We start from the raw sequence: 26199 nt of genomic DNA on the forward strand, positions 1-26199 counted from the left end.
CAGCGCGGCCGAATTTCACACCGGCAGGGTCTCAGTCGCCTTTTTCCTGTTTTGCCGCTGGCGGATGTCGTCGGCGACCGCCTGGGCTTCGATACCGATTTCGCGCAGCAGCCCGGTGACCGCGTTGTGAAAGCCGACCAGATAGAGGCCGAGATCCGAAGCGCGGGCATTGACGCCGCTAGGCCCCGGCTCGATGCCGGGTTCGAGGAACCTGGCATAGCCCGGCCGATAGCCGGTGGCGAAGAGGATGGCGTCGAATTCGCTGTTCCTGCCGTCCGCAAAACAGGCACCGCGTTCCGAGATTTCAGCGATGTCGGGCGCCACCTTGATCGCGCCCTCGCGGATCTTGCCGATGGTGCCGACATCGATCACCGGAATGCGCGATGCAAGCGCGATCTGCTGCAGCAGTCCCTGCTTCGGCCGTCTGAGCCCAAACTTCTCCAGCCTGCCCAGTACCAGATTGAGGATGACGGGGAACAGGGCGTCGTTGATGCGCTGCGGCCCGAGCCGCGTCGCCATGCCGACCATCTGGATCGGCACGCCGAACAGTTCGCGCGGCACGATGTGAACGCCGCCACGCACCGAGATAGTCGGTCGGGCGCCGGCTTCCGCCAGATCGAGCGCAATCTCCGCACCGGTGTTGCCCATGCCGACGACCAGCACCGATTGGCCGGCAAAAGGCGTGGCGTTGCGATAGTCGGCGCTGTGCAGCGTCTTGCCCTTGAAGGTGTCGATGCCGGCAAATTTGGGCAGCAAGGGCTCGGCATTGTAGCCGGACGCGATCACCACATGCGAAGCGCGTAAGGCGCCGGACGTCGATTCCACCCGCCAACCGCGGCCCTTCCGGGCGATCGCCCGCACCGTCTCTCCGAAGCGGGGCTCCAGGTCGAAACGCTTTGCATAGGCTTCGAGATACTCGACCACGAGATGGCGCGGCACATAGCGCGGATAGTCCTTGGGGAAGGGGACGAAGGGCAGCGAGGAGTAACGCTTGGTCGTATGCAGGTGCACGCGGTCGTAGTGACGCCGCCAGGCTGGCGCTGTCTGCTGCTCCTTTTCGAGCATGACGAAATCCAGCCCGGCTTGCAGCAGGCACGCAGCAACCGCCAGGCCCGCCGGTCCGGCACCGATGATCGCGACTTTCGTGGCTTCGTCCATGCGCGCCTCCCCCTCCAATTCGCGATCCAGAATGTCAGAAGCGTGGCAAGCGTACCACCGGCTCATCCAGGCAGGGGCACCGTCAAACCGACCTTGATGCGGTCCATGGCGACGAAGGTGCGGAACTTCCGCACATTGTTGCTGCCGAAGAACAGTTTTCGCGTCAGCGCCTCGTAAGCGCCCATGTCGGCCACGGTGATAACGAGGATGAAGTCGGCCTCGCCGGTGACATAATAGCATTGCTGTACTTGCGGCTCCGCCGAGAATTGCCTCTTGGCCTCGTCGATCAATTCGGTGCGTTCGCTCTCGAGCTCCACCTCGACGAAGAGGGTGATCGGCTGGCCGACGGCCGCAGGCTCGACGATGGCGACATTGCCGGCAATGACGCCGGTCTGCTCCATGCGCTTGATGCGGCGCTGCACGGCCGGCGCCGACAGGTTCACCGCCTCGCCGATCAACCGTTGCGGCGTCGTGTTGTCCCGCTGCAGGATGGCAAGGATGGCGAGATCGAAGCTGTCGAGTGAGGCTGGCGAATGAGGCATTGCTGTCCCGACGAAACAAACTTGCATTTCGAGAGCCAAATTACGGCGCTTTTTGCGCATGGTTTGCAATATCTTTTCTTGGACGACGCCAAGGAGAGCCCGCCAATGTTCCTACCCAATCGCCATGCCTTGTACCGCCAGCCGCTGGACGCGGCCGATGCCGAAACCCTCGGCACCGCCGGGGCGGACACTGTCGAGCGTTTCCTTGCCTGCCGTGACAATCACCTGACGACGCCGCTGCACGCCCTGCCGGCGTTGGCTGGAGAACTCGGCCTCGGCACCTTGCATGTCAAAGATGAGGGCTTTCGCCTCGGCCTAGGCAGCTTCAAGGCGCTGGGCGGCGCCTATGCGGTCTTCCGTCTGGTCCTGGAGGAGGCCAGCAAGCGGCTCGGCCGCTCCGTCGATGTCGGCGATCTCGAACGGCCCGAAGTCCGGTCGGTCGCGGCCACCATGACGGTTGCTTGCGCTACCGACGGCAATCATGGCCGCTCCGTCGCGCAAGGCGCCGAGCTTGTCGGCGCAAAGGCAGCGATCTTTGTCCATGCCGGCGTCAGCGACGAGCGCGTCGCGGCCATCGCCCGCTACGGCGCGGAGATGATCCGCGTCGGCGGCAATTACGACGATTCGGTCAGGCAGGCGGCGCGTGTCGCCGCGGAGAAAGGCTGGACGGTGGTTTCCGATACCTCATGGCCGGGCTACGAACGCATTCCAGGCCTTGTCATGCAGGGTTACACGGCGATCGTGCGCGAGGCGCTGCGCCAGCTCTCCGAACCGCCGACCCATGTCTTCGTGCAGGCCGGCGTCGGCGGCATCGCGGCCGCGATCGCCGGCCATCTCGCCATCGTGCTCGGCGAAACCAGACCGGTTTTCACGGTGGTGGAACCCGCCCGTGCCGCCTGCGTTTTCGGCGCCGCCAAGGCCGGGCATCCGGTCAAGATCGCGCATGGCGAGGCGACAGTCATGGCGATGCTCGAATGCTACGAGGCCTCGCCGGTCGCCTGGCGCGTGCTAGCACGCGTCGCCGATGCGTTCATGACCGTCGACGAGGACGAAGCCATCGCCGTGATGCGGCGGCTGGCACGCCCGGCCGGCAATGATCCGGCCATCGTCGCCGGTGAAAGCGGCGGGGTCGGCCTTGCCGGGCTGATCCGGGCGATGGCCGATCACAAGGCCGAGCTTGGCCTCGACGCCACTTCGCGCGTGCTGGTCGTCAACACCGAAGGCGCGACAGATCCCCGCCGCTATGCCGAACTCGTCGGCATGAGTCCGGCGGATGTGCTTGCCGGCAAGGTGCTTTCTGGAGTGACGCCATGACCTTGATCGACGCAATGACCTCGATCGACGCACAAAGGCTGCTTGGCCGCATCCGCGAGCTCGGCGGCATCGGTCGTGATGGCGAGGGCAGATTGGTGCGGCTGGCCGCCTCCGACGCCGACAGGCTGGGTCGCGACCGCTTCGTCCGCTGGCTGCGCGAGGCCGGTCTCGAAATCGCCATCGATCGCATGGGAAATATCTTCGGAGTCTGGCGGGTGCCGGAGAATGCTGGCCATGCGCCGATCCTCATCGGCTCGCATATCGACACTGTCATCGATGCCGGCATCTATGACGGCTGCTACGGCGTGCTCGCCGGGCTGGAGGTGATCGAAACGCTGAAGGCGTCGGCTCTTGTCCCGTCGCGCCCGCTCGCGGTCGCCGCCTTCACCAATGAGGAAGGGGTTCGCTATTCCCCTGACATGATGGGTTCACTGGTCCATGCCGGCGGCGTCGGTATCGACGAGGCGCTGGCGGCCGTCGGCACCGATGGCAGCGTGCTGGGAGAGGAACTGGCCCGCATCGGCTATGCCGGCGACGAGGAGCCGGGCTTCCTCCAACCGCATGTCTATCTCGAATTGCATATCGAGCAGGGCCCGGTCCTGGAACGCGAAGGCGTACCGATCGGTGCTGTGGAAAACCTCCAAGGCATCTCCTGGCAGCGCATCACCATAGACGGCATCGCCAACCACGCCGGCACCACGCCGATGTCGATGCGCAATGACGCCGGGCATGCGGCTGCGCGTGTCGTCACGTTCCTGCACGACCGCGCCAAGGCTTCGAACACGCCGACCGTTGCGACGGTCGGCACGATGCGTTTCGAGCCAAACGCCATCAATGTCATCCCCTCGCGCGCCGTCTTCACCGTCGACCTGCGCGACCCTTTCGAGCATCGCCTGCAAGCCGAGGAAGCCGCGCTCGCCGCGTTTCTTGAGGACCTCGCGGCCGGCGATGGCGTCGCGATCTCGGTCGAGCGGCTGGCCCGCTTCGAGCCTGTGATCTTCGATATCAGCATTGTCGAATTGATCGAAGCCGCCGCGAAGAAGCGCGGGTATGCATCGAAGCGCATGACCTCAGGCGCCGGCCACGACGCGCAGATGATGGCGCGCCTTGCGCCCGCGGCGATGATTTTCGTGCCGAGCGCCGGCGGCATCAGCCACAATCCGCGCGAACATACCGCCGATGCCGAGCTTGTCGCCGGCGCCAACATCCTGCTTGATGTCGTCACCCGCCTTGCGGATCAGGAGATATCAGACAATGGCTGAAATCGATCGCGATGCGCTGAAGCTGGAGATGACCGGATGGCGGCGCGATCTGCACGCGCATCCCGAATTCGGCTTCGAGGAAAAGCGCACGGCGGCCTTCGTCGCGGCCAAGCTGCGCGAATTCGGCCTGGACGATGTCGCCGAGGGTGTCGGCGGCACCGGCGTCGTCGGCACTTTGAAGCGTGGCAGCGGCAACCGTGCCATCGCGCTGCGGGCCGACATGGATGCGCTGCGCATATCGGAGCAATCGACCGCGCCCCACCGCTCCGGCAATCCCGGTCTCATGCATGCCTGCGGTCATGACGGCCACACGGCGATGCTGCTGGGTGCGGCCAAGCTTCTGGCTGGGGAGGGTGGTTTCGACGGCACGGTGCGCTTCATCTTCCAGCCGGCGGAGGAATGGGGAAAAGGCGCGTTGGCGATGCTCGATGATGGCCTGATGCAGCGCTTTCCCTTCGACGAGATATTCGGCCTGCACAACATGCCGGGCCTGCCCGTCGGGCATTTCGAAACCCGCGCCGGCCCGGTCATGTCGGCCGAAGATATTTTCGAGATCGTCCTCACGGGGTTGGGCGGCCACGCTGCTCGGCCGCATTCGGGTCAGGAAACGCTGGTTGCCGCCTGTGCGCTGGTCACCAACCTGCAGACCATCGTCTCGCGACGGCTGAGCCCGGCCGACATTTCCGTGGTTTCAGTGACCGAATTGATCACCGACGGCACCCGCAACGCGCTGCCGGGCCTTGCCCGCATCCTTGGCGACGCGCGCAGTTTCCGCCCCGAGGTCAGCGCCGCGATCGAACGCCAGATGCGCATTGTCGCCGAAGGTATCGCTGCCGCCTACAATGTCACCGCCGAGGTCAACTATACTAGGGAATTCGTGCCTTTGCGCAACGATGCCGAACTGGTCGATGCGGCCTTCGCCGCCGCCGGACACGTGTTCGAGCCCGGCAATATCGCGGTCGCCCGCGAGCCGATGACGGCATCGGAGGATTTCGCCCGCTTCCTCGATCATGTGCCGGGCTGCTTCGTCTTCCTCGGCAATGGCGAGGTCTCGGCACCGCTTCACAATTCCAGCTACGACTTCAACGATGACGGGCTGTTGTTCGGTGTCAATTTCCATGTCGCCGTCGCCAGGCAGCGGCTTGGGACTTGAACCCTCATGGGCTTCGCGGCATTTTACGGGGGGAAAACGCCCGGGAACGGTTGAAATCCCTGATCTCGCATGACGCAACGGCAAGACTCAGCTAGCCTCCCTGGCGCGGCGGACCTGATATCCGCCTGGCCGGCGCTATCAGATTACCTCCCAAGCGGCGCCGGCCTTCTTCCCTGCGCTAAATTAGCTTTCGTTAAATTTAGAATGCTCGCGCTTGGCGGAAGTTAGAGTTTTGCTGCCATGACCGCGGCGGGCTTTTAGTTTGCTGTGGTTCATAGATGCGCGGGCCGAACTGGATAAAGGCGTGCGTCAGGACGAAGCGCGGCGGGTGCGCGCGGTTATCGCTGAACTCGAACGAAACTTGACCGCTGCCTCGGCCCAGATACAACAGCTGCGCCAGGACGCAGGCCACGAACTGCGCAATTCCAAGTTCCGCCTCGATCGCCTCGAGGCAATGCGTTGAGGGCGATGCCGTAATCGTCTGGCGCAGGGCACCATTCACTGGTCAGCAATGCCATTGTTCACGACAGGAATTGCGAGGTCTTGGTCCGCTCCAGGCGCCTTTGTCGGCGGCAGTTTGTTGTCGCAAGCCGAGAGAGCCAAGGCCACCAGCGCGAAGATCAGTACTGGCTTTTTCATCGCTACTTCCTCCACCCCCAAAACGACGCGGTGTCGGTTTGGTTGCTCTATTGCACCGAGGGAACAAAATCCCCTGCCTCAGGTTGACCCAGCGAAGGAGGACCGCCGCATGATCCGTTTGCTCCTGGTTGGCACGTTGGCCTTTGTTACTTACCGTCTCGCCCGCAAGATGATCGATGAGGTACCCGACAGTGTCGATCCTCTCTTGCTGCCGGCGCCCGCAAACGACCGCGAGGCGTTGCGCCGGCAATCGGCGTCGATGGGCGTTGACCCGAAACGCTGACCTTCTTGTTCCGCCGAATTGGCGGAGCTGCTTCTCTGTTGCGAACAAAGCGGAAACGATGCTTGATGGGCGATGAACCTCGCCGCCCATGATTCGACCTTTTTGGACTCGACCGTCCAGCCGGCTTATCTCGCCCGGCTAAACGACGCCCAACGCCAGGCCGTCGAACATGGCGACGGCAAGATTGCAGGCCCGCTGCTGGTCATCGCCGGTGCCGGCTCCGGCAAGACCAACACCTTGGCGCACCGCGTCGCTCATCTGATCGTCAAGGGAGCCGACCCGCGCCGCATCCTGCTGATGACGTTTTCGCGGCGCGCCGCATCCGAAATGGCCAGGCGCGTCGAGCGCATCGCCGGCGAGGTGCTAGGCCGCGATGCTGCCGTGATCACGGATGCGCTGACCTGGGCCGGCACTTTTCATGGCATCGGTGCGCGGCTGCTGCGCGATTATGCACTGGAGATCGGCCTCGATCCGGCCTTCACCATCCATGATCGCGAGGATTCCGCCGATCTGATGAATCTCGTACGCCACGAACTCGGCTTCTCCCGGACGGAAGCGCGCTTTCCGACCAAAGGCACCTGCCTTGCCATCTATTCGCGCGCCGTCAACGCGCAGGTGCCGCTCGGTGAGGTGCTGGGATCTGCTTTCCCCTGGTGCGCCGGCTGGGCCGAGCAGCTCAAGCAGCTGTTTGCCGGCTATGTCGAGGCCAAGCAGGCGCAGAACGTGCTCGATTACGACGATCTGCTGCTCTACTGGGCGCAGATGACCGCCGAGCCTGAGATCGCCACGCATCTCGGCGGGCGTTTCGACCATGTGTTGGTCGACGAATACCAGGATACCAATCGGCTGCAGGCGTCGATTCTGCTTGCGCTGAAACCCGACGGCGCCGGGCTGACGGTGGTCGGTGACGACGCGCAGTCGATCTATTCGTTCCGCGCTGCCGAAGTGCGCAACATCCTCGACTTCCCCAGGCAGTTCGCCCAGACCGCCGATGTGGTGATGCTGGAGCGCAATTACCGCTCGACCGAGACCATTCTGGCGGCCGCCAATGCGGTCATCGGCGAAGCTTCGGAGCGCTTCACCAAGAACCTGTGGTCGGAACGCAAATCCGCCGACAAGCCAAGACTTGTGACCGTGCGTGACGAGGTCGAGCAGGCCAATTTCGTCTGCGACACCATCCTGGCGGAGCGCGAGGCTGGCACCGCGCTAAAGTCGCAGGCGGTGCTGTTTCGTGCCTCGCACCACAGCGGACCGCTGGAGATCGAACTTACGCGGCGCAACATTCCCTTCGTCAAGTTCGGTGGCCTGAAATTCCTCGATGCAGCCCACGTCAAGGACGTGCTGGCGGTGCTGCGCTTCGCCGAAAACCCGCGCGACCGTGTCGCCGGTTTTCGCGTGCTGCAGCTTTTGCCGGGGATAGGCCCTTCCGCCGCCGCGCAAATCGTCGAAGCGATGACGTCGGCGTTGGACGAGGCGATGGGCCTGGCCGGCTGGCGTCCGTCGCAGCGCGCCGCCGACGATTGGCCGGGTTTTGTCTCGCTTTATTCCGGCTTGCGAGCTGGCGCCAAATGGCCAGCCGACCTCGAACAGATCAGGCTGTGGTACGAACCGCATCTGGAACGCATCCACGAGGATGCGATCACGCGCCGCGCCGACCTGCTGCAGCTCGAGCAGATCGGCTCGGGCTATGCCTCGCGCGAACGCTTCCTGACCGAGCTGACGCTCGATCCGCCGGACGCGACCAGCGATCAGGCCGGGCCGCCGCATCGCGACGAGGACTATCTGATCCTGTCCACCATCCACTCGGCCAAGGGCCAGGAGTGGAAGAACGTCTTCGTGCTCAACACGGTCGATGGCTGCATTCCGGCCGATCTCGGCGTCGGCACCAAGGAGGACATCGAGGAAGAGCGCCGGCTGCTCTACGTGGCGATGACACGAGCCAAGGACAGCCTTAACCTGGTCCTGCCGCAGCGCTTCTTTCCGCATGGCCAGGCGGCGCGCGGCGACCGCCATCTCTATGCCTCGCGCACCCGTTTCATCCCGGCCTCCATTCTTGCCGCCTTCCAGCAGCTTTCGTGGCCGGCCGCGCAAGCGGCGCAGGGCAGGGCACCCCGGCCGGAGGTGCGCGTCGACATCGGCGCCCGCATGCGCGGCATGTGGAAATAGCGGGAGCCGATGGCGCAGCCGCCGATCAGGATCGCCATATCAGGCGCGCTCGGCCGCATGGGACGCCAGATGGCGGATGCGGTGCGGGCCGATGCGCGCCTGGCGCTTGCCGCCCGCTTTCACCGCCCAGGCAGTGTCGGTGATGGGCTGGTGAGCCGCGACGAGGCACTTGCCATGGCCGACGTGGTCATCGACTTCACCGCGCCGGCCGCCTCCGCCGATCTGGCCAGTTTCTGTGCGCAACGTGGCGGGCCAGCCTTGGTGATTGGCTCGACGGGTTTCGATGCCGCCGAGATGGCCACCATCGCCGCCGCCGCGAAAACCGTCGCAATTGTGCGGTCCGGAAGCTTCTCGCTCGGGCTCAACATGCTGGTCGGATTGGTCGGGCAGGCCGCGCGGGCACTTGGCCCGCAAGACTGGGATGCCGAGATTTTCGAGGCGCATCATCGCCATAAGGTCGACGCGCCATCGGGCACGGCGCTGATGCTGGGGCAAGCCGTTGCCGGCGGACGCGGCGTCGAACTGGACGCGGTTGCCAGGCGCGTCCGCGATGGCGTCACCGGCACGCGGCCGGCGGGCGAGATCGGCTTCGCGGTGGCGCGCGGCGGCGGCATCATCGGCGAGCACAGCGTCAGCTTCTGCGCCGAGGGCGAAACCGTCACCGTGTCGCATGCGGCTGGCGACCGCATCATGTTCGCGCGTGGCGCCATCGCCGCGGCACTCTGGGTGGCGGGCCGCGCTCCCGGCGAGTACGACATGCGCGACGTATTGGGTTTTGGCGCATCGTAACCGGCAAATCCTGGCTATTTTCATTCCCCGGTTGCTAAAGTGGCTGAAAGCCGGCTGAAAGCTTGGGCATGCAATTGATTCATTGCGGCGTTCGCCGCGTGACCGGTGCGGGAGTGGCCGGCAGGAGGAATGCGGCGCAGCCTGGATGGCGCACCGCCCAGGTGGAGGAAGTTACATGACCGGTTTGATCTCGAAGTGCATCTTGCGTTCGGCGGCGCTGACGCTCGCCATTGTCGGCACGGGCGCGACCGCGGCGTCCGCCGCGGACAAGATCACCATCATCGTCGGAGGCATGGAAAAGCAGATTTACCTGCCGGCCGTGCTCACCCAGCAGCTCGGCTACTTCAAGGATGAGGGGCTCGACGTCGAACTGATCAACTCGCGAGCCGGCGTCGAGGCCGAGAATGAATTGCTGGCCGGCGCCGTGCAGGGCGTTGTCGGCTTTTACGACCACACTGTCGACCTACAGTCAAAGGGCAAATACATCCAGTCGATCGTCCAGTTCAGCCAGGCCCCTGGCGAGGTCGAACTGGTCTCCGCCAAGCACCCGGAGATCAAGTCGCCGGCCGACTTCAAGGGCGCCACGCTGGGCGTCACCGGACTTGGGTCGTCGACCGATTTCCTGACCCAATATCTTGCCGTCCGCAGCGGCCTGAAGCCGGGTGATTACACGCTGCTGCCGGTCGGCGCCGGCAATACCTTCATCGCAGCCGTCAAGCAGGACCAAATTCAGGCCGGCATGACCACGGAGCCGACCATCGCGAAATTGCTCAAGACCGGCGAGGCCAAAGTCCTGGTCGACATGCGCACGCCCGAAAAGACCAAGGAAGCGCTGGGCGGCGACTATCCTGCGGCATCCTTCTACGTCCAGTCTTCCTGGGTCGAAGGCCACAAGGACGAAGCACAGAAGCTCGCCAATGCCTTCGTCAAGACGATGAAGTTCATCGCCGGCCATTCGGCCGAGGAGATCGCCGACAAGATGCCGAAGGACTATTACGCCGGCAACAAGGATCTCTATATCCAGGGGCTCGCCGGCGGCAAGGCGATGTTCACGCCCGACGGACGCATGCCGGCCGATGGCCCGGAGACGGTGCTGAAAGTTCTGTCGACCTTCTCCAAGAGCCTGCAGGGCAAGCAGATCGACCTGTCGAAAACCTTCACGACGGAATTCGTCGACGCCGCCAAGTAGGCAGGCAGGCGAGGCGGGTTACCCGGTTCGCTCTTGAGGAACAACAAGTTGCGCCGCTGGCCTGAATCGATTTGGCAGCGGCGCGCCTACCGATGTCGAGAGATGGCGACCACAAGTTTTGGCCGCAGGCATTCTCGCATCATCGCCACAGGAGTATGCCATGCAAGTGCAAACGATGGCGGCTGAGAAGTTGTCTCAGGCCGCGCCGCCGGCCGATGCCGCGATCGCCATCGATGATGTGACGCTACGCTTCGTCACGCCCGACGGCCATATGATGACGGCGATCCGCGATTTCACCATGACGGTGGCGCGTGGCGAATTCGCCTGCGTCGTCGGGCCGACCGGCTGCGGCAAGTCGACGACGCTCAACCTCGTCACCAGCCTGCTGCGGCCGACCACAGGTCATGTCCGCGTCATGGGCAAACCGGTCACCGATATCAGCCGCGACATCGGTTTCGTCTTCCAGGCCGATGCGCTTTTTCCCTGGCGAAGCGTCATCGACAATGTCGCCGCCGGTCCGCTTTATCGCGGGATCCCCAAGGCGCAGGCCTATGATCGGGCCCGCGACTGGATCGCCCGCGTCGGCCTCGGCCGCTTCGAAAAACATTATCCGCACCAGCTTTCGGGCGGCATGCGCAAGCGCGTCGCCCTTGCCCAGACCTTCATCAACCAGCCGAAGATTCTGCTTATGGACGAGCCGTTCAGTGCACTTGACATGCAGACGCGCACGGCCATGCAGGACGAATTGCTCGGCCTGTGGTCGGAACAGAAATCCTCCGTCGTCTTCGTCACCCACGATCTGGAGGAGGCGGTGGCGCTGGCCGACAAGGTCTATGTGCTCACCGCCGGGCCGGGAACGGTCAAGAGCGTCTACCGCATCGACCTGCCGCGTCCGCGTGTCATGGCCGACATCCGCTACGACCCGAAATTCGTCGAGATCGCCAAGGTGATCTGGAACGACCTGCGCGAAGAAGTGCAGCTCGGCCAGAGCCGCACCTTGCAGAGCGGCCATTGAGAGGAGACACCAACATGACCGCTATCTCTCCCACCGCTTCCCATGCCGCCGTCCGCGATGCCTCCATTGCCGTTGCCGAGGCCCGGGCGAGGGCCCGGCTACGCCGCCGCCATGCTTTGGTCATCGGCCTGCGCCTGGCTATCCTCGTTGCGTTCCTTGGCCTGTGGGAACTCGGCGCCGACTATAACATCATCGACCCGTTCTTCTTCGCCAGCCCCTCGGGCATCTGGGAACAGATCTGGTCCTGGATCACCGAGGGCACCTCGCAGGGACCGCTCTGGCTGCAGATCTATGTGACGCTGGAGGAAACCTTCCTCGGCTTCGCCATCGGCGCACTGGGCGGCATCGCCGCCGGCATCATTCTCGGCCGCAACCGGCTGCTGGCCGATGTCTTTTCGATCTACATCAAGATCGCCAATTCCGTGCCGCGCGTCGTGCTCGGCTCTGTCTTCATCATCGCGCTCGGCCTAGGCATGGCCTCGAAAGTGGCGCTCGCCGTGGTGATGGTGTTCTTCGTCGTTTTCGCCAACGCCTTCCAGGGGGTTCGTGAGGCCGACAGGGCGATGATCGCCAACGCCCAGATCCTCGGTGCCTCGCCGTTCCAGATCACCCGCACCGTCATTATCCCGTCGGCGATGAGCTGGATCCTGGCCAGCCTGCATGTCAGCTTCGGCTTTGCCTTGGTCGGCGCCGTGGTCGGCGAATTCCTCGGCGCCAAGCAAGGCATGGGCCTGCTGATCTCGACCGCGCAGGGCGCCTTCAACGCCAATGGCGTCTTTGCCGCCATGATCATCCTGGCCGTTATGGCGCTGGTGGTGGAATTCATCATCACCCGCTTCGAGAACTATGTCGTCAAGTGGCGGCCGGCGCCGTTCAACGAGCAGGGCACCTGATTTTGTTCCGAGGACAGTCCGAGCCCGCGCTGGGCGCGGGTCGGTTCAGGCCAGGGGCAACCTGACCTCGACCACCAGACCGCCGGCCGCGCCATCCCCGAGGGTGACGCGGCCGCCGGCATTCTCGACAACCTCGCGCACGATGGCGAGGCCCAGGCCGCTGCCTTCCTCGGTCGAACCGGCGATGCGATAAAAGCGCTCGAACACGTGATCCCGCTCTTCGGCAGGGATGCCGGGCCCGTCATCGGCTACCGTCAACACGGCTTCGCTATCGATGGCCGCCAGCTTCACCGTCACGCTGGCGCCTGCCGTCGAGTAACGCAGCGCGTTGTCGACAAGATTGACGATCATCTCGCGCAGCATGGTGCCGTCGCCAATGACTGCAACCGGCCCTGTTTCCTCCAGCCCGAGATCGATCTTGCGGGCGATCGCCGCGGGCGCCTGCGTTTCCAGTACATGGCGGGCGGCTTCTGTCAGGTCGATGCGATCGGCGCGTGGCCGCCGGCTGCCAGGCTCGGCACGCGACAGGGTGAGCAATTGTTCGGCCAGCCGCGCCAGCTTGCCGGAGCTGGCCTGCAGCGCCACCAGCGCTTCCTGGCGCGCATCGGTGGCGGTTTCGCGTAGCGCATAGCTTGCCTGCGTCGATAGCAGCGCCAGCGGCGTGCGCAATTGATGCGCGGCATTGGCGATGAAACGGCGCTGCGCTCCCATCTGCGCGCGCACCCGTTCCATGTAGGCGTTGAGCGCCTCTATCAGAGGCCGGATTTCGCTCTGCGCGCCCGGCACGTCAACCGGATCGAGGTCGCTTCGGCTTGGCGAACGCACCGCGTCGCGCAGGCTCATCAATGGCGCCAGGCCGCGGCGCAGGCCAAGCAGCACGAACACGCCGGCGATCGCCACGAGCGCCAGTTGCTGGACGAAGGCGCTGAGCCACAGCCGCCTCACCATCGCATCATGCCCGGAGAGCGTTATGCCCACGGTGACCGTTATGGGGGAATCGCCGCCGGCGCCGATCACCGCGTGGCTGAGCGTCAAGAGCCGCAACATATGGTCGCGATAGCTCGCCTCGACGCTCGCATGCCGCGGCGCTTGCGGCAAATCGGGGTAACCGGTCAGCAACCGTCCTCCGGCGGTCTCGACGCGATAGTAGACGCTGTCGCGATCGCCGGTATCGAACATCTCGATCGCCGCCGGCGGGATGGTGGCATCGAGTACGCCATCGGCCATGGCGACCTGCTCGGCGATGGCGCGGGCCGAGCCGACCAGCATGCGGTCGGTGACCAGATCGGCGGTCGCCAGAGCGTTGCGCTGGCTGGTCCACAGATTGATGGTCGCAAGCCCGGCCAGGGGGAGCACGACCCAGGCCAGCAATTGCAGGCGCAGGCTGTTAGTCTTCATAGCGCCAAATCATCATGGCGCCAGATCATCGTGGCGCAAGAGATAGCCGAGGCCGCGCAAAGTGGTGATCTGGACCCGCGAGCCTTCAAGCTTCTTGCGCACACGGTGCACATAGATCTCGATGGCGCTTGGATCGGCGTCGGTCTCGAAGTCATAGATCGCCGCGGACAAGGCGGCCTTGCTCACGGTGCGTCCTGCCTTGATCATCAACTGCTCGAGCACGGCATGTTCGCGCGGCGTCAATGCCAGCGTCTCGCCGCCGAGCGAAAACAGCCTGGTGTTGGTGTCGAAGACGAGGTCGCCGCAGGCAACGACCGGTGCCGTCCGGTCATTGGCGCGGCGCAGTTGGACGCGGATGCGTGCTTCGAGTTCCTCGATCTGAAAGGGCTTCGGCAGATAGTCGTCGGCGCCTTCGTTGAGGCCTTTGACTCGGCCATCGAGGCTGGCATTGGCAGTCAGTACGATCACCGGCACCCGGTTGCCGCGTGTTCGCAGCATACGCAGTACTTCCAGTCCACCCATGCGAGGCAGCGCAAGATCGAGAATGACAAGCGCGTGGTTGCCGGCGGCGAGCGCATGCTCGACATCCTCGCCGTCATGGACGATGTCAACGACATAATTCGCCTGGCGCAAGGTCTTGCCTAGCCAGTCCGCCAGTTCGCGATTGTCCTCCACAAGCAGCAATCGCATGTCTATTGCCGTTCCAGCATCCGCCCACTTTCGGTCTCAACGGCCGCCTCGGGCTCGATTGGCGGGCCCATTCGGCAATCGGACCCGAAATGATCGATAGTCTCGATCGCAACGCAAGGCAAATGCGGCTTGGCCGCGGTCGGGATCCGATTTTTGTCGGGCCAAGGCATCTGGGGCCGCTGATCCCTTCAAGCATCGCGTGACGACAAAGAGCGGTGGGCCTGGCCCGCCGCTCTTGTTTTTTGGCAGAGCGGCCGGTTGAGCCAACCGGGCCGGCCATGCCGGACAACCATCGAGCGGGTGCAGCCCGCGTGCTGATCACGGATCGAACCAGTCGGTTCAATTAATGTTGACGAGCCGTGAGCGCAGCGCGAATCGGAGCTCGGCGAATACAATGCAATGCCCCGTGAGATCTTCAGTAAAAATCTGTTATTGCTGATGAAAATCGTCTTATTTTCAAATTCGTTGTTGACCTTTGAGGTCCGGAATCTGGCCGTGAAGGAACATCTTCGTGATTGGAAGCCGGCGAACGAAAAACCCACTTCCGGGTGGCCCGAGCGACGCGAAGTCCTCCCAAGGCACGCCACTTGACGGACAGACCAGAACTATTGGAGTAAAGAAAATGAACAGGATCGCACTTACCGCCGCCGCCATTCTCGTTGCCATGGGCAGCGCCTTCGCCGGGAGCGACCACTATGGCTCGGACAACGTCAATCAGCCGGCTGTCACCGTGCCTGCGGATAGGATCGACCACAGCTATACGGCTTCGATCCGCAAGCCGGTCGAACACCGCGGTTTCAAACTGACGCCCGACTCTAATCAGCCGGATCCCGGCCAGGGCAACTGGGGCCGCTGATCCCGCGCTGGGCCTCGACTAACTCGACGTCAAAGAGCGGTGGGCCTGGCCCGCCGCTCTTGTTTTTTTGGATGAGCCCTGGGCATTGGCCGTATCAGCCGATCTTCGCAGTCGGCAAAAAACATTCCACGGTCAGGAATAAAACCAGGCTGCTTCCGGTCTTGTCCTCAGCGGAACCGTCCTCCCAAGACGCCGCCCAACGAATGAACCTGGAGATTGAAATGAACAGACTTGCTCTCGCTGCCGCCGCTATGCTCGTCGCAACCGGAGGTGCACTCGCCGGCAGCGACCATTATGGCTCGGACAATGCCAGCCAGCCGGTCGCCCCGGTCGCCGGCGTGGACCACGCCGCCACCGGCGCCGTCGACGACAACACGAATATGACCAGGCACAAGGCTGCCGACACCAAGATCAAGCCCGGCATCGACTGGCCGGAGCCCGGCCAGGGCATATGGGGCAACTGATGTCAGGGGTGCGGCAGGTCTGATCTGCCGCACCCGTCTAGCTCAGATCCTTCGGCCGCAGACAGTGCGTCAGCCGGGCGGCCGACAGGGCAGACCAATCGTGTTCAAAGACGAAGCGCGCGAGGGCTGCTGTCGGAAACTTTTGCTCGAGCCTCTTGCGCGCTTTCGCCTCCGATCCCGATCCGGCAAGCTGTTTTGCCAGATCCTCCAGGCCTGGATTGTGGCCGAGAACCAGCAGGCAGCCGCTCGACGGGTCTGCTTTGCGTACCTGGCTCAGAATATCCGCCGCTGGAGCATCGTAAAGCGCCTGGGCAAACGCGACCCGAGGCTGCGCCGGCAGTTCCGCCGCCACCAGCCGCCACGTATCGCGGGTGCGCAGCGCCGGTGACACCAATGCAAGGTCCGGCAGCCAGTCGCGCGCGGCAAGCTCGCGACCGATCAATCGGGCTGCCTTCAACCCACGTTCCGCGAGCGGCCGGTCGAAATCATCGAGATCAGGATCATCCCAGCTCGATTTGGCATGGCGTAGGAGGAGCAGCTGTTTCATCGCCGTGTCCTCGGCTTAAGGCGTGATCCGCGCCAGCTGCTCGAGATCGGCCTCCTCGCGCAGCGGGTCGGGTGCCATCACCACCGAGGTGCCGTTGTCGGCATCGTCGGCAAAGTGGGCGAGCACGGCGCGGCCCTCCTCCATGCGCGCCTTGCCTTCGGCCACCAGTCCAAGCGCCAGCGGATAGAGCCGATGTTCGGCCTTCAGTACCCGGGCAGCCAGCGTATCGGTATTGTCGCCGACCATCACGGGCACCGCAGCCTGGGCGATAATGGGGCCGTCATCCATCTCGGATGTCACGAAATGCACCGTGCAGCCATGGATGCGGATACCGGCGGCCAGCGCGCGGGCATGGGTATCGAGCCCTTTGAAGGCCGGCAGCAGGGCAGGGTGGATGTTGATCATGCGGCCCTGCCATTTCTGGACAAAGCCGGGGGTCAGGATGCGCATATAGCCCGCCAGCGCCACGATGTCGGCATTGAAGGCCGCGAGTGCCGCGTCGATCGCCGCGTCATGCGCTTGCTTGCTGCCGTGGTCGGCGCGCGAAATGACCTGTGTGGCGATGCCGCGTGCCCTGGCGATGACGAGGCCGGCGGCGTCAGCCTTATCGGAGATGACGCCTGCGATCTCGGCAGGGAAGGACGAGTCGCTGGCCGCCGCGATCAGCGCGGTCATGTTGGAGCCGCGCCCCGAAATCAGCACGACTGTGCGTTTCCTCCGCGCGCTCATAGGCCGATCAAGCCCCGATAGATGACGCCGGCGTCGCGGCGCGGCACGATGCGGCCGATCGGCGTCACGGTCTCGCCGGCTTCCTGCAGGACGGCCGCAACCTGCGCCGCCTGACCCGAAGCGACAGCCAAAATCATGCCGATGCCGCAGTTGAAGGTGCGCATCATCTCTTCCGGCGCCACGCCGCCGGTCTTGGCCAGCCAGGAGAACACCGGCGGCACGTCGATGGCTTCGAGGTCGAGCTCGGCCGAGAAATCCTTGGGCAGCACGCGCGGGATGTTTTCCGGGAAGCCACCGCCGGTGATGTGCGCCAGCGCCTTGATGCCGTGCGTGTTGCGGATCGCCTTGAGGAGCGATTTCACGTAGATGCGGGTCGGCTCGAGCAGCGCCTCGGCCAGCGTCGCCTCGTCGTTGAACGGCGCCGGATCGCTCCACGCCAGGCCGCTTGCGGCAACGATGCGGCGCACCAGGGAAAACCCGTTGGAATGGAGGCCGGAGGAGGCAAGGCCGAGCAGCACGTCGCCTTCGACGATGTCGTCCGTGGGCAAAAGCTGCCCGCGTTCGGCCGCGCCCACCGCAAAGCCGGCAAGGTCATAGTCCTTGCCGTGATACATGCCGGGCATTTCGGCGGTCTCGCCGCCGATCAGCGCGCAGCCGGCCTGGCGGCAACCCTGCGCGATGCCGCCGACGATCGCGGCACCCTGTTCGGGATCGAGTTTGCCGGTGGCGAAATAGTCGAGGAAGAACAGCGGCTCCGCGCCCTGCACGACGATGTCGTTGACGCACATGGCGACGAGGTCGATGCCGATCGTGTCGTGCTTGCCGGCATCGATGGCGATCTTGAGCTTGGTGCCGACGCCGTCATTGGCGGCGACCAGCACCGGATCGGTGAAACCGGCGGCCTTGAGATCGAACAGGCCGCCGAAGCCGCCGATCTCGCCATCCGCGCCTGGCCGGCGCGTTGCGCGCACCAGCGGCTTGATCTTCTCCACCATGAGATTGCCGGCGTCGATGTCGACGCCGGCCTCGGCATAGGTGAGCCCGTTTCTGCGCTTGGCCGTTTTGTTCTGGCCCGTTTTATGCTGGCCGGTTTCGCGCTTGCTCATCGCAATGTTCCTGCTCGTTTGCGGGCTCTTCGCATGAACGGTTTCGGTCCGCAAGGATAACGGCCGAACCGGGCGCCGTTTGGTTGACAAAAGCGTGGATAGCCGGGGCATCGCGCACTGCGTCTGCCGCTGGCCCGTCCTGCTTCTCCCTTGCCTCGGCCCTCCATCTCCCTCATCTATCTCGAGGCATAATACGGCGGGACAATGCGTTGACCATCCCCAACCTGATCACCATCCTGCGCTTTGTGCTGGTGCCTGCCGTGGTGCTGGCCATGTTGCAGGCACGTTGGGAATGGGCTTTTGCCGGCTTCGTCGTTGCCGGCCTTTCCGACGGTGTCGACGGTTTCATCGCGCGCCGCTTCAACCAGCAGTCCAGGTTCGGCGCCTATCTCGATCCGATCGCCGACAAGCTGCTTTTGGTTTCGGTGTTCGTCGTCATGGGCTTCATCGGGCAATTGCCGCTGTGGCTGGTCGTCACCATGGTGTCGCGCGACGCGCTGATCGTGTGCGCTGTCCTGTTGTCCACGGTGATCGGGCATCCCGTCGAGATAAAGCCGTTTCTGGTGTCGAAGGCCAATACCGCCATACAGATCGCGCTGGCGGCGGTTGTGCTGGGCGAACTCGCCTTTGCCGGGCACCTCGACCCTCTGCGGCCCACCCTCATATTGCTGTCCTGGGTCTTGACCGTGGCTTCGGCCGCGGCCTATCTCGTGGCTTGGCTGAGGCATATGAACGGCTATGGCGAAGGCGGTAAATCAGGCTGACAAGCCCATCGACGGCAAGGCTGCCCGCAAGCCGGCCGCCCCCAAAGCGGTGGCGCGGGGCAAAGCCGTGGACGACCAGACGGTCGTCGTAGTGCCGGCCGGCGAGACGGCGGCTGAGGCCGAGGCGTCGGCCACGTTCCGCCGCCAGATCTTCTTCTGGCTGGCGGGTGCCGCGATCCTGGCGCTTTTTCTTTATGTCTTCAGCGCCATCCTGCTGCCCTTCGTCGCCGGCATGGTGCTTGCCTATTTCCTTGATCCGGTCGCCGACCGGCTGCAACGGCTCGGCCTCAGCCGCTTCATGGCGACCGTGGTCATCCTCATCACCTTCCTCATCGTGCTGGTGCTGGCCTTCGTTATCCTGATTCCGGTGCTGGCGACGCAGATGGCCGATTTCGCCGGCAAGCTGCCGGAGTACCTGACGCGGCTGCAGAGCTTGATCACCTCCTTTGATCCGAAGTGGCTGGAACAGAAATTCGGCGTCAACGCCAATGGCCTGCGCGACGGGTTGAACTCGCTGCTGACCTCCGGTTTCGGCCTGCTCACCACGGTTTTCACTTCGATCTGGAGTTCGGGCGTGGCGCTGGTCTCGGTGGTCAGCCTGTTCGTGGTGACGCCCGTGGTTGCCTTCTACATGCTGCTCGACTGGGATCGCATGGTGGCGGTCATCGACAGCTGGGTGCCGCGCGACAACGTGGCGACGGTCCGCGCCATCGCACGCGACATCAACACCGCCACCGCTGGCTTCGTGCGTGGCCAGGGCACGCTCTGCCTGGTGCTGGCCGCCATGTATGCCACCGGCCTGACGCTGACGGGGCTGAACTTCGCCATCCTCATCGGCCTGTTCGCCGGGCTGATCTCCTTCATCCCCTATGTCGGCTCATTGACCGGGCTGGTGCTGGCCGTCGGCGTTGCCTTCGTCCAGTTCTGGCCGGACTGGACGATGATTGTCGCCGTTGCCGTGGTCTTCTTTATCGGCCAGTTCGTCGAAGGCAACATCCTGCAGCCCAGGCTGGTTGGCAAAAGTGTCGGCTTGCATCCGGTGTGGCTCATGTTCGCGCTGTTCGCCTTCGGCGCGCTGTTCGGTTTTGTCGGCCTGTTGATTGCTGTTCCTGCATCCGCGGCGGTTGCCGTTCTGGTGCGGTTTGCCATCGCCCGCTATCTGGAATCGCCGCTCTACAAGGGCCACGCGACGGCACCCGCGCCGACGTTGCCGGCCGATCGCGGTGGCGGCCATCGCACACAACCGCGTCGTTGACGTGACTGCCCAGCGAACCGATCCGCCGCGCCAACTGCCGCTCAATCTCGGCCACGGCACCGGTTACTCGCGCGACGAGCTGGTCGTCTCCGGCACCAACAATCAGGCGGCCGCACTGGTCGACCGCTGGCCGAATTGGCAAGCACCAGTGGTGGTGCTGGCAGGCCCCGCTGGTTCGGGCAAAACGCATCTGGCCTCGATCTGGCGTGCTCGCGCCAACGCGGTGGCCGTCGACGCCAGGCGCATGGGTGACAGCATCGCCAATCTCGGTGCGCGGCCGGCGCTGATCGACGATGTCGATAGCGGCGCGGTCGATGAGCAAGGCCTGTTCCATTTGATCAATACCGTGCGCGGTGCTGGCTCGACACTGCTTCTGACGGCGCGGCGCTTTCCGTCGGCCTGGGGCGTCAAGCTGCCCGATCTTGCCTCGCGGCTGAAGGCGGCGGCGACCGTCGAGATCCACGAGCCTGACGATCTCTTGCTCGCCGGCGTCATCACCAAGCTGTTCGCCGACCGGCAGGTCGAGGTCGAGCCGCATGTCGTGCAGTATCTGGTGCGGCGCATCGAGCGTTCGCTGGCAACCGCGATGCGTGTGGTGGAGCGCCTGGATCGCACCGCGCTGGAGCGCAAGATGCCGATCACAAGGGCACTGGCCGCCGAGACCGTGAGCGCCATGGACGAGGGGCAGGGTGAGTTCGAGATTTGATGGCTTCAGGGCTCCAGCGATTCTCCGTCTCCACCTCGGTCCCGTTTTGGCACACAAGATTGGCACCGGTCTTGCAGCGCGAGGTTGCCGGCTAACCCCGGTCCTGATTGCGTTCCAAATCAGGTTGTAGGCTCGCCGGGATGAGGCGGTTGGGGTTCTCGCCCGGCGAGCTTGCCTTTAAGAATGTATCGAGCGGGTGCCGCCGCAGCGGACATTTACCCAACGACACTGACCAGTCGCATCGTCGAAACTCTTGAAATGGACCATTCGATGGTCTATTTTTCCGTTGAAAGATTTGGACCACAGAATGGTCCGTGCGGAGTGATCGATGCAGGTATCCGTCACCGACGCCAAGGGACAGCTGACCGAACTGGTGCGCCGCGCGGAGGCGGGCGACGAGGTTATTCTGACCCGCCACGGTCATGCGGCCGTGCGGCTGGTTCCCATCAAGGCAATGCCCGAAAAGGGAGCTCGCCGGGCGCTTCTGGAAGCCGCGCGCACTGCCGGGGCGGCCAAGGCGAAGGCGGGGCCATCCGCCGCCCGTAGCCAGGATTTCCTTTATGGCGAAGACGGCATGCCCGAGTGATCGCGGTCGATACCTCTGCACTTATGGCGATCGTACTTGATGAGCCTCGGGCCGCCGCTTGCATCGCCGCGATCGAAGCCGAAGATGACCTCCTGATTTCCGCCGGCACCGTCGCCGAGGCGCTGATCGTAGCCGCCCATCGTGGCATCGCTGCCGAGCTATCCAGCCTGATTGATGGGCTTGGCTTCGAGATTGTTGCGGTGACGCCGGCGTCAGCCAGGCGAATCGCGGAGGCTTATGCGCAATGGGGGAAGGGCATCCATCCGGCCGCGCTCAATTTCGGCGATTGCTTCTCCTATGAAGTGGCGAAGGAGCACGCTTGCCGGCTGTTGTATGTCGGGGCCGATTTTTCGAAAACCGATATCGAGGGTGTGCTCTGAACGTGGCGCCGTCAGCCGGTGAGCTTGCGGTCACAGCCATAGTCTGACGAAATGCCGGACCACCACATAGACGGCGGAATGCGCGGCGATGTAACAGGCCGCGACCAGCACGAACATCCCGATGCTGGCGGGCCAGGAATGGGAGGCGGCTATGCCCGGGGCCAGCCTGGCCTGTCTGCGGCTCTCGCGATTGTTCCACATCGCCAAGGCCGCGCAGGCGATCGCCCACGTCACCATGAACGGAACCGTCACGCCCGCATAGGCAAAATAGGCCGGCCCGAACAGCGACACCCAAGCATCGATCCCAAGCACCGCAAATCCCCCGTTTGCCGCAGCTTAAGCCGGCAATGGCGGGGGAAGCGAGCCTGAAATGGTGAAACGCGAATAAGGGCAAAACCCTTCGGTGCCATCGGCATCGCATTTTAGAGAGAAATGGTCGGAGTGGAGAGATTCGAACTCCCGACCCTCTGGTCCCAAACCAGATGCGCTACCAGGCTGCGCTACACTCCGAACGGTCTGTTGCCTATTCATTTCGGTGTTACATGGCAAGTGCAAAAACCTTGCCGCCGGTGCCAATGCGCAGTAATGACGGCCTACGGGCGGCGATGCTGCCTCGCACAACAAAGAGGTGGCCATGTCCGCGCGCATTTTCAGCCCAGCCAAAACCGCGATGCAGTCCGGCAAGGCCAAGACCGGCCATTGGGTGCTGGAATTCGATCCCGAGATGCGCAAGAAGATCGACCCGCTGATGGGCTACACCACCTCGGGAGACATGAGAAGCCAGATCAGGCTCACCTTCGACACGCGCGAAGAAGCGGTCGCCTACGCCGAAAAGGAAGGGCTTGCCTTCCGCGTCGAGGAGCCGAAAGAGACCAAGCGCCGCCAGATTTCCTATGCGGAGAATTTCCGCTATGACCGCAGGACGCCCTGGACGCATTGACCGGCGGTCAGCGCCAAGTATTTCAGCCGGCCCATTGGCCGGCCAACGGTCCCGTAGCTCAGCTGGATAGAGCACCGGCCTTCTAAGCCGATGGTCACAGGTTCGAATCCTGTCGGGATCGCCAACGTTTTCAGTTACTTAGTGCCGCTGTGGGTGAAAAGTTCCAACTCGGACGCGTAGCCGCTGTTATGGAACGTCCAGCGCGTGTCGGTCAGGGTGGCGCAGCGCGCCGCGCCTTCCATGATGCGGTCTCGATCGCTGGCGGCCGGGCCGGGTCGGGCGCCATGCTCCCATCGCTTGAGGCACGCCGGCCGATGCGCACTGGTCTCGGATCGAGCCGGACCATTTTGAAACCCGCACGCACGCTTCAGAATGCCGGTCATAGCACCGAACGGGCTGTTCAATCCTCGATGCCTACAAAGTCCGAGCTTCTTCAGGAACATTCCTCCTATTGCGGAGTTGGGGCAGTTGGCCCGCGATCGGGTGCCAACAGGTGATGCCGGCGGGCTTTTGGGAGAAAGCTATGATACGTGCCATCCCCTCACTCCACCTTTCCCGTCGGCGGGCATTGCAATTTGGGCTGGGAGCCAGCCTCGCCGCGACGACGGGCGTGGCGCCAGTTTCTCGCGCCTATGCCCAGGAGAAAATGCAGGACGAAGACATTTTCCGTTTTGCGCTCAACTTGGAATACATGGAGGCCGAATACTACCTGCGCGGCACCACCGGAAAAGGCATTGACGCCGCCGATGCCGGTTCGAAACCCGGCGAGGTCGTTGGCGGAAAGAAAGTGTCGTTCGACACCCCAGCCATCGGCGAATTCATGCAGGAAGTTGCTGAAAACGAACTCGCGCACGTTCGGTTCTACCGCAAGACGCTGGGAAAGAACGCCGTCGACAGACCGGCCATCGATTTCGATGCAGGATTCAAGGCTGTCGCGGAGGCAGCTGGCCTTGGACCGGACTTCGATCCCTTCGGCGACGAAACCAACTTCGTTCTCGGCGGCATGTTGTTCGAGGATGTTGGCGTCACCGCCTATGCCGGTGCGGCGACGGTTCTGAAGAACAAGGAATTCCTCGCCGCCGCTGCTGGCATATTGGCGGTCGAGGCTTACCATATGGGAATGGCGCGTTCCACCTTATACCGGAAGGGAGAGAAGGCCTGGAAGGCCGCCAACGCTGTCTCGGATGCACGAGACAAGATCGACGGGCCGGAAGACAAGGACCAGGGCATCCAGGTGAATGGCAGAGCCAACATCGTACCCTCGACTCCCGACGCGATCGCGTTCACCAGAACACCGCAGGAAGTGCTACGGATTGTGTATCTCACCGACAAGGACGGCGTCAGCAAGGGCGGCTTCTATCCGGAAGGAATGAACGGTACGCTGAAGAGCACCTGAGCCGTTCACGAGGGGATCAGATCGCGCAGGCGAGCTCAGGAGCGGCACTCGGGGCGCGCCTTCCTCATGGCGCGCCGCCGCTCAACCGCCGTCTGACGATGTGAACACTGCAGCCATAACGTCACAGTCATTCTCCTGATCGCCAATTCCATACCGAACGGTTATGCGAAGGCCAAGGGCGTCTAGCTTCGTCATATAGTTCCAAGTTTCTTATTCTGCTCCACATGCTGCACAGTGTCGCAAGTTGGAACACTGCTGAGAAAGCTTCATGTTCTTTCGACCTTCTAAGCCGATGGTCACCGGTTCGAATTCTGTCGGGATTACCATTATTTCAATGGCTTACGCCGCATGACCTCACGCCGCCACTTGACCTTCACCCTTGCCTGTCAGTGCTGCCACGCCGTGTGATGGAAGCTGGAACAGGAGTTTCGGGCCCTTAGGGCTCTGGAATATTTCGTGATCTCGCCGTGTTGGAACCTTGGCCAAAACTGCGCGTTCGGGGGCTTGTATTCGTGGAGCCTCATAAAGGGCAATGTGCGGGCAAGCGAATGGGTGGGCAAAACAAGCACGGGTTGGGGGAGGAGAAACCAGGTTATGTCGAAACGTGAGATTGGAACGTCCCCTGCCTTGGGGCGGCGTATCGCCGACCTCAGGGCCCGAATGCAGGATGCCGAAATTTCCGGCCATGAAATGAAAATCTTTCACAAGGTCGCGGCCATCATGGGAGCTGGCGGCGATTCCTTGCAACTGGATGCCGACGACCTGATCGCGGCATCCTTCGTCGCCGAGGCGGTTGGGCCGGCGTCCACCCGCTGACTTCGGAATTGCTCCCGCTCCGAAATGCGGAGAGTAAATTTGCTTTCCACGACCGGGACACGGCCGCGATTGGGCGATCGTGCCCCGCTCCCGGAATCTGATCTCGTCTCCCCGTCATCCGATGTCCAATTGAAAGGAAAGTCTTATCATTTTGTTTGCGTTGGCACGTCATAGTAGGGACGGCTAACGGAGTGGAAGGGATGAAGCTGGACCTGTCGCCGACCAGCTGGGGCAGGGTGATCGCCGTCACCGGCGCCGGCACGGCATTCTTTATCGCCGTGGCGTTTTTCGTCGATTCGTTCAATTTCCCCTATCTTTCGCCCGAATCTGTCTGGCGCGCGAAGCTGACCGACCTACTGCTGCCCTTGGTGCTGGGTGGCTCGTTTCTGTTTTTCCTGATGTGGAAGATCCGCCAGCTGGCGATAGCCCAGCGCGACCTCAGCGTCATCGCCGCGACGGACAGTCTGACGGCGGTGCTGAACCGCGGCGCCTTCTCGATGCTGGTCGAGGCCTATCTCGAGCAGACCAGGAAGCAGGAAGAGACCCGTTCCGGCGCGCTGCTGATCATCGATGCCGACCACTTCAAGTCGATCAACGACCGCCTCGGCCATGATTGCGGCGACCAGGCGCTCAAACTGATCGCGCAGGCGATCAAGGGCCAGCTGCGTGGCGGCGATATCGTCGGCCGGATCGGCGGCGAGGAGTTCGGCGTATTCCTTCCCGGTGTCGAGCCCTCGCAATCCTGGCTGGTTGCCGAAGGCATCCGCCGACGGATACGCGAAATGGACTTTTCCCCGGGCGGCCGCTCCTGCCCGCTTTCGGTCAGCATCGGCGGCACCAGCTTCAGCGGGCCGACCACCTACGAGGCAATATTCTCCGCCGCCGACAGACGGCTTTATGCCGCCAAGTCGAACGGGCGCGATCAGGTCAGCTTCGATCCGGCGGAAGCCTCCCTGGTGTCTCTGCCCAGCATCGCTACCGTCCACTGACTGCGGCCTCGCAGTGAGCTCGCACCGGCCGCTTCCTTGACGCTTGCTTGTCTGTGTGCTTCCTCCGGGCAAGCAATGTAGGAAGTATCGCCGGAAATAGTCCTGCCTCTTAAGTCCCTCGATCGTGCGGTTCGCGGGTACGGCACGACCCTTGGGTGCAGGCAATGAATGGCG

31 protein-coding genes and 2 tRNA genes are annotated in these 26199 nt (G+C 63.6%); 22 read left to right on the plus strand and 11 right to left on the minus strand.

Annotated elements, in window-relative coordinates; genetic code table 11:
• Positions 1-15: 15 nt before the first annotated feature.
• Positions 16-1158, minus strand: a complete 1143-nt coding sequence (locus FJ434_RS15585) for an NAD(P)/FAD-dependent oxidoreductase (protein ID WP_140749285.1) — start codon at positions 1156-1158, stop codon at positions 16-18.
• 62 nt (positions 1159-1220) lie between these two features.
• Positions 1221-1700 (minus strand): Lrp/AsnC family transcriptional regulator, encoded by a 480-nt coding sequence (locus FJ434_RS15590; RefSeq protein WP_140714067.1) that lies wholly within the window; start codon positions 1698-1700, stop codon positions 1221-1223.
• Positions 1701-1805: 105 nt separating this feature from the next.
• Here FJ434_RS15590 and FJ434_RS15595 point away from each other — a divergent pair, with 105 nt between their 5' ends.
• The 4 genes from FJ434_RS15595 to FJ434_RS15610 all read left to right on the plus strand — a co-directional run bounded on the left by FJ434_RS15595 (position 1806) and on the right by FJ434_RS15610 (position 5892).
• Positions 1806-3014, plus strand: a complete 1209-nt coding sequence (locus tag FJ434_RS15595; RefSeq protein WP_140749282.1) for a diaminopropionate ammonia-lyase — start codon at positions 1806-1808, stop codon at positions 3012-3014.
• A 14-nt stretch (positions 3015-3028) separates the two neighbouring features.
• The gene (locus FJ434_RS15600; protein WP_140749432.1) at positions 3029-4276 is read left to right on the plus strand and encodes a Zn-dependent hydrolase; all 1248 of its coding nucleotides are present in this window, start codon (positions 3029-3031) and stop codon (positions 4274-4276) included.
• Positions 4269-5429 (plus strand): M20 aminoacylase family protein, encoded by a 1161-nt coding sequence (locus FJ434_RS15605; RefSeq protein ID WP_140749279.1) that lies wholly within the window; start codon positions 4269-4271, stop codon positions 5427-5429. Before FJ434_RS15600 ends, FJ434_RS15605 begins: the two co-directional genes overlap by 8 nt.
• Positions 5430-5691: 262 nt before the next feature.
• On the plus strand, positions 5692-5892 hold the full coding sequence (locus FJ434_RS15610) for a hypothetical protein (RefSeq protein ID WP_246679067.1): 201 nt from the start codon (positions 5692-5694) through the stop codon (positions 5890-5892).
• A 35-nt stretch (positions 5893-5927) separates the two neighbouring features.
• Here the strand turns inward: FJ434_RS15610 and FJ434_RS29795 are convergent, their stop codons facing one another.
• On the minus strand, positions 5928-6068 hold the full coding sequence (locus tag FJ434_RS29795; protein WP_181165965.1) for a hypothetical protein: 141 nt from the start codon (positions 6066-6068) through the stop codon (positions 5928-5930).
• Between the two features lie 109 nt (positions 6069-6177).
• Here FJ434_RS29795 and FJ434_RS29800 point away from each other — a divergent pair, with 109 nt between their 5' ends.
• The 6 genes from FJ434_RS29800 to FJ434_RS15635 all read left to right on the plus strand — a co-directional run bounded on the left by FJ434_RS29800 (position 6178) and on the right by FJ434_RS15635 (position 12403).
• Positions 6178-6351: a hypothetical protein gene (locus tag FJ434_RS29800; protein WP_015318449.1), complete on the plus strand. Its 174-nt coding sequence runs from the start codon at positions 6178-6180 to the stop codon at positions 6349-6351.
• Positions 6352-6423: 72 nt separating this feature from the next.
• Positions 6424-8517, plus strand: coding sequence for an ATP-dependent helicase (locus FJ434_RS15615; RefSeq protein ID WP_140749276.1), 2094 nt, complete (start codon positions 6424-6426; stop codon positions 8515-8517).
• Positions 8518-8526: 9 nt separating this feature from the next.
• Positions 8527-9306: a 4-hydroxy-tetrahydrodipicolinate reductase gene (dapB, locus tag FJ434_RS15620; RefSeq protein WP_140749273.1), complete on the plus strand. Its 780-nt coding sequence runs from the start codon at positions 8527-8529 to the stop codon at positions 9304-9306.
• A 175-nt stretch (positions 9307-9481) separates the two neighbouring features.
• The gene (locus tag FJ434_RS15625) at positions 9482-10495 is read left to right on the plus strand and encodes an ABC transporter substrate-binding protein (protein ID WP_140714077.1); all 1014 of its coding nucleotides are present in this window, start codon (positions 9482-9484) and stop codon (positions 10493-10495) included.
• A gap of 160 nt (positions 10496-10655) precedes the next feature.
• A complete protein-coding gene (locus FJ434_RS15630; protein WP_140749269.1) occupies positions 10656-11510 on the plus strand; it encodes an ABC transporter ATP-binding protein in 855 nt (284 codons plus the stop codon).
• A 14-nt stretch (positions 11511-11524) separates the two neighbouring features.
• Positions 11525-12403, plus strand: coding sequence for an ABC transporter permease (locus tag FJ434_RS15635; RefSeq protein ID WP_015318444.1), 879 nt, complete (start codon positions 11525-11527; stop codon positions 12401-12403).
• Between the two features lie 45 nt (positions 12404-12448).
• Here FJ434_RS15635 and FJ434_RS15640 read toward each other — a convergent pair whose 3' ends face one another.
• Entirely contained in the window at positions 12449-13801 is a 1353-nt protein-coding gene (locus FJ434_RS15640) for a sensor histidine kinase (protein WP_140507470.1), read from the minus strand.
• A gap of 12 nt (positions 13802-13813) precedes the next feature.
• Positions 13814-14491, minus strand: a complete 678-nt coding sequence (locus tag FJ434_RS15645; protein ID WP_140749266.1) for a response regulator — start codon at positions 14489-14491, stop codon at positions 13814-13816.
• A gap of 622 nt (positions 14492-15113) precedes the next feature.
• Here FJ434_RS15645 and FJ434_RS15650 point away from each other — a divergent pair.
• Complete coding sequence (locus FJ434_RS15650; protein WP_140749263.1) at positions 15114-15347, plus strand: DUF680 domain-containing protein; 234 nt, start codon at positions 15114-15116, stop codon at positions 15345-15347.
• Between the two features lie 221 nt (positions 15348-15568).
• Positions 15569-15811, plus strand: a complete 243-nt coding sequence (locus FJ434_RS15655) for a DUF680 domain-containing protein (protein WP_140714086.1) — start codon at positions 15569-15571, stop codon at positions 15809-15811.
• 37 nt (positions 15812-15848) lie between these two features.
• On the opposite strand, the gene FJ434_RS15660 is transcribed toward FJ434_RS15655, so the two are convergent.
• From FJ434_RS15660 to purM, 3 genes are read right to left on the minus strand one after another with little or no spacing between them, the layout of a single operon-like run.
• Positions 15849-16358, minus strand: coding sequence for a histidine phosphatase family protein (locus FJ434_RS15660; RefSeq protein ID WP_140714088.1), 510 nt, complete (start codon positions 16356-16358; stop codon positions 15849-15851).
• Between the two features lie 15 nt (positions 16359-16373).
• Positions 16374-17087 (minus strand): phosphoribosylglycinamide formyltransferase, encoded by a 714-nt coding sequence (purN, locus tag FJ434_RS15665; RefSeq protein WP_140749260.1) that lies wholly within the window; start codon positions 17085-17087, stop codon positions 16374-16376.
• Positions 17084-18193, minus strand: coding sequence for a phosphoribosylformylglycinamidine cyclo-ligase (gene purM / locus FJ434_RS15670; protein WP_140749257.1), 1110 nt, complete (start codon positions 18191-18193; stop codon positions 17084-17086). Before purM ends, purN begins: the two co-directional genes overlap by 4 nt.
• Before the next feature lie 209 nt (positions 18194-18402).
• Here purM and FJ434_RS15675 point away from each other — a divergent pair, with 209 nt between their 5' ends.
• From FJ434_RS15675 to FJ434_RS15695, 5 genes are all read left to right on the plus strand, one after another.
• A complete protein-coding gene (locus FJ434_RS15675; protein WP_140714092.1) occupies positions 18403-18957 on the plus strand; it encodes a CDP-alcohol phosphatidyltransferase family protein in 555 nt (184 codons plus the stop codon).
• The gene (locus FJ434_RS15680) at positions 18932-20212 is read left to right on the plus strand and encodes an AI-2E family transporter (RefSeq protein ID WP_246672735.1); all 1281 of its coding nucleotides are present in this window, start codon (positions 18932-18934) and stop codon (positions 20210-20212) included. Before FJ434_RS15675 ends, FJ434_RS15680 begins: the two co-directional genes overlap by 26 nt.
• A gap of 1 nt (position 20213) precedes the next feature.
• Entirely contained in the window at positions 20214-20918 is a 705-nt protein-coding gene (gene hdaA, locus FJ434_RS15685) for a DnaA regulatory inactivator HdaA (RefSeq protein ID WP_140749429.1), read from the plus strand.
• Between the two features lie 328 nt (positions 20919-21246).
• Positions 21247-21504 carry a type II toxin-antitoxin system prevent-host-death family antitoxin gene (locus FJ434_RS15690; RefSeq protein WP_140507456.1) on the plus strand — a complete coding sequence of 86 codons (258 nt, stop codon included), beginning with the start codon at positions 21247-21249 and terminating at the stop codon, positions 21502-21504.
• Positions 21501-21884 (plus strand): type II toxin-antitoxin system VapC family toxin, encoded by a 384-nt coding sequence (locus FJ434_RS15695; RefSeq protein ID WP_140749254.1) that lies wholly within the window; start codon positions 21501-21503, stop codon positions 21882-21884. The genes FJ434_RS15690 and FJ434_RS15695 overlap by 4 nt, the downstream gene beginning before the upstream one ends.
• Positions 21885-21914: 30 nt before the next feature.
• Here the strand turns inward: FJ434_RS15695 and FJ434_RS15700 are convergent, their stop codons facing one another.
• Complete coding sequence (locus FJ434_RS15700; protein ID WP_140507452.1) at positions 21915-22196, minus strand: hypothetical protein; 282 nt, start codon at positions 22194-22196, stop codon at positions 21915-21917.
• Between the two features lie 121 nt (positions 22197-22317).
• A tRNA-Pro gene (locus FJ434_RS15705) sits at positions 22318-22394 on the minus strand.
• 124 nt (positions 22395-22518) lie between these two features.
• Between FJ434_RS15705 and FJ434_RS15710 the strand changes: the two genes are divergently transcribed.
• Positions 22519-22824, plus strand: coding sequence for an ETC complex I subunit (locus FJ434_RS15710; protein ID WP_015318428.1), 306 nt, complete (start codon positions 22519-22521; stop codon positions 22822-22824).
• A 47-nt stretch (positions 22825-22871) separates the two neighbouring features.
• Positions 22872-22948: transfer RNA gene (locus FJ434_RS15715), tRNA-Arg, on the plus strand.
• 10 nt (positions 22949-22958) lie between these two features.
• On the opposite strand, the gene FJ434_RS15720 is transcribed toward FJ434_RS15715, so the two are convergent.
• Entirely contained in the window at positions 22959-23267 is a 309-nt protein-coding gene (locus FJ434_RS15720) for a hypothetical protein (protein ID WP_140749251.1), read from the minus strand.
• Between the two features lie 80 nt (positions 23268-23347).
• On the opposite strand from FJ434_RS15720, the gene FJ434_RS15725 reads away from it, so the two are divergent.
• The 3 genes from FJ434_RS15725 to FJ434_RS15735 all read left to right on the plus strand — a co-directional run bounded on the left by FJ434_RS15725 (position 23348) and on the right by FJ434_RS15735 (position 26025).
• Entirely contained in the window at positions 23348-24220 is an 873-nt protein-coding gene (locus FJ434_RS15725; RefSeq protein WP_140507448.1) for a ferritin-like domain-containing protein, read from the plus strand.
• Positions 24221-24814: 594 nt separating this feature from the next.
• Positions 24815-25036, plus strand: coding sequence for a hypothetical protein (locus FJ434_RS15730; RefSeq protein WP_140507507.1), 222 nt, complete (start codon positions 24815-24817; stop codon positions 25034-25036).
• 200 nt (positions 25037-25236) lie between these two features.
• Positions 25237-26025, plus strand: coding sequence for a GGDEF domain-containing protein (locus FJ434_RS15735; RefSeq protein ID WP_140507446.1), 789 nt, complete (start codon positions 25237-25239; stop codon positions 26023-26025).
• Positions 26026-26199 lie beyond the last annotated feature (174 nt).

It is taken from the genome of Mesorhizobium sp. B2-5-13 (genome assembly GCF_006440535.1).
GTDB lineage: Bacteria > Pseudomonadota > Alphaproteobacteria > Rhizobiales > Rhizobiaceae > Mesorhizobium > Mesorhizobium salmacidum.

Coding starts and splice junctions, on each gene's coding strand:
- FJ434_RS15725 (WP_140507448.1), top strand. CDS start 23,348: ATGATACGTGCCATCCCCTCACTCCACCTTTCCCGTCGGCGGGCATTG.
- FJ434_RS15690 (WP_140507456.1), top strand. CDS start 21,247: ATGCAGGTATCCGTCACCGACGCCAAGGGACAGCTGACCGAACTGGTG.
- FJ434_RS15605 (WP_140749279.1), top strand. CDS start 4,269: ATGGCTGAAATCGATCGCGATGCGCTGAAGCTGGAGATGACCGGATGG.
- FJ434_RS15640 (WP_140507470.1), bottom strand. CDS start 13,801: ATGAAGACTAACAGCCTGCGCCTGCAATTGCTGGCCTGGGTCGTGCTC.
- FJ434_RS15625 (WP_140714077.1), top strand. CDS start 9,482: ATGACCGGTTTGATCTCGAAGTGCATCTTGCGTTCGGCGGCGCTGACG.
- FJ434_RS15710 (WP_015318428.1), top strand. CDS start 22,519: ATGTCCGCGCGCATTTTCAGCCCAGCCAAAACCGCGATGCAGTCCGGC.
- FJ434_RS29800 (WP_015318449.1), top strand. CDS start 6,178: ATGATCCGTTTGCTCCTGGTTGGCACGTTGGCCTTTGTTACTTACCGT.
- FJ434_RS15645 (WP_140749266.1), bottom strand. CDS start 14,491: ATGCGATTGCTGCTTGTGGAGGACAATCGCGAACTGGCGGACTGGCTA.
- FJ434_RS15635 (WP_015318444.1), top strand. CDS start 11,525: ATGACCGCTATCTCTCCCACCGCTTCCCATGCCGCCGTCCGCGATGCC.
- FJ434_RS15590 (WP_140714067.1), bottom strand. CDS start 1,700: ATGCCTCATTCGCCAGCCTCACTCGACAGCTTCGATCTCGCCATCCTT.
- dapB (WP_140749273.1), top strand. CDS start 8,527: ATGGCGCAGCCGCCGATCAGGATCGCCATATCAGGCGCGCTCGGCCGC.
- FJ434_RS15655 (WP_140714086.1), top strand. CDS start 15,569: ATGAACAGACTTGCTCTCGCTGCCGCCGCTATGCTCGTCGCAACCGGA.
- FJ434_RS15600 (WP_140749432.1), top strand. CDS start 3,029: ATGACCTCGATCGACGCACAAAGGCTGCTTGGCCGCATCCGCGAGCTC.
- FJ434_RS15615 (WP_140749276.1), top strand. CDS start 6,424: ATGAACCTCGCCGCCCATGATTCGACCTTTTTGGACTCGACCGTCCAG.
- FJ434_RS15730 (WP_140507507.1), top strand. CDS start 24,815: ATGTCGAAACGTGAGATTGGAACGTCCCCTGCCTTGGGGCGGCGTATC.
- FJ434_RS15660 (WP_140714088.1), bottom strand. CDS start 16,358: ATGAAACAGCTGCTCCTCCTACGCCATGCCAAATCGAGCTGGGATGAT.
- FJ434_RS15630 (WP_140749269.1), top strand. CDS start 10,656: ATGCAAGTGCAAACGATGGCGGCTGAGAAGTTGTCTCAGGCCGCGCCG.
- FJ434_RS15585 (WP_140749285.1), bottom strand. CDS start 1,158: ATGGACGAAGCCACGAAAGTCGCGATCATCGGTGCCGGACCGGCGGGC.
- FJ434_RS15650 (WP_140749263.1), top strand. CDS start 15,114: ATGAACAGGATCGCACTTACCGCCGCCGCCATTCTCGTTGCCATGGGC.
- purM (WP_140749257.1), bottom strand. CDS start 18,193: ATGAGCAAGCGCGAAACCGGCCAGCATAAAACGGGCCAGAACAAAACG.
- FJ434_RS15680 (WP_246672735.1), top strand. CDS start 18,932: ATGGCGAAGGCGGTAAATCAGGCTGACAAGCCCATCGACGGCAAGGCT.
- FJ434_RS15595 (WP_140749282.1), top strand. CDS start 1,806: ATGTTCCTACCCAATCGCCATGCCTTGTACCGCCAGCCGCTGGACGCG.
- purN (WP_140749260.1), bottom strand. CDS start 17,087: ATGAGCGCGCGGAGGAAACGCACAGTCGTGCTGATTTCGGGGCGCGGC.
- FJ434_RS15720 (WP_140749251.1), bottom strand. CDS start 23,267: ATGTTCCTGAAGAAGCTCGGACTTTGTAGGCATCGAGGATTGAACAGC.
- FJ434_RS15735 (WP_140507446.1), top strand. CDS start 25,237: ATGAAGCTGGACCTGTCGCCGACCAGCTGGGGCAGGGTGATCGCCGTC.
- FJ434_RS29795 (WP_181165965.1), bottom strand. CDS start 6,068: ATGAAAAAGCCAGTACTGATCTTCGCGCTGGTGGCCTTGGCTCTCTCG.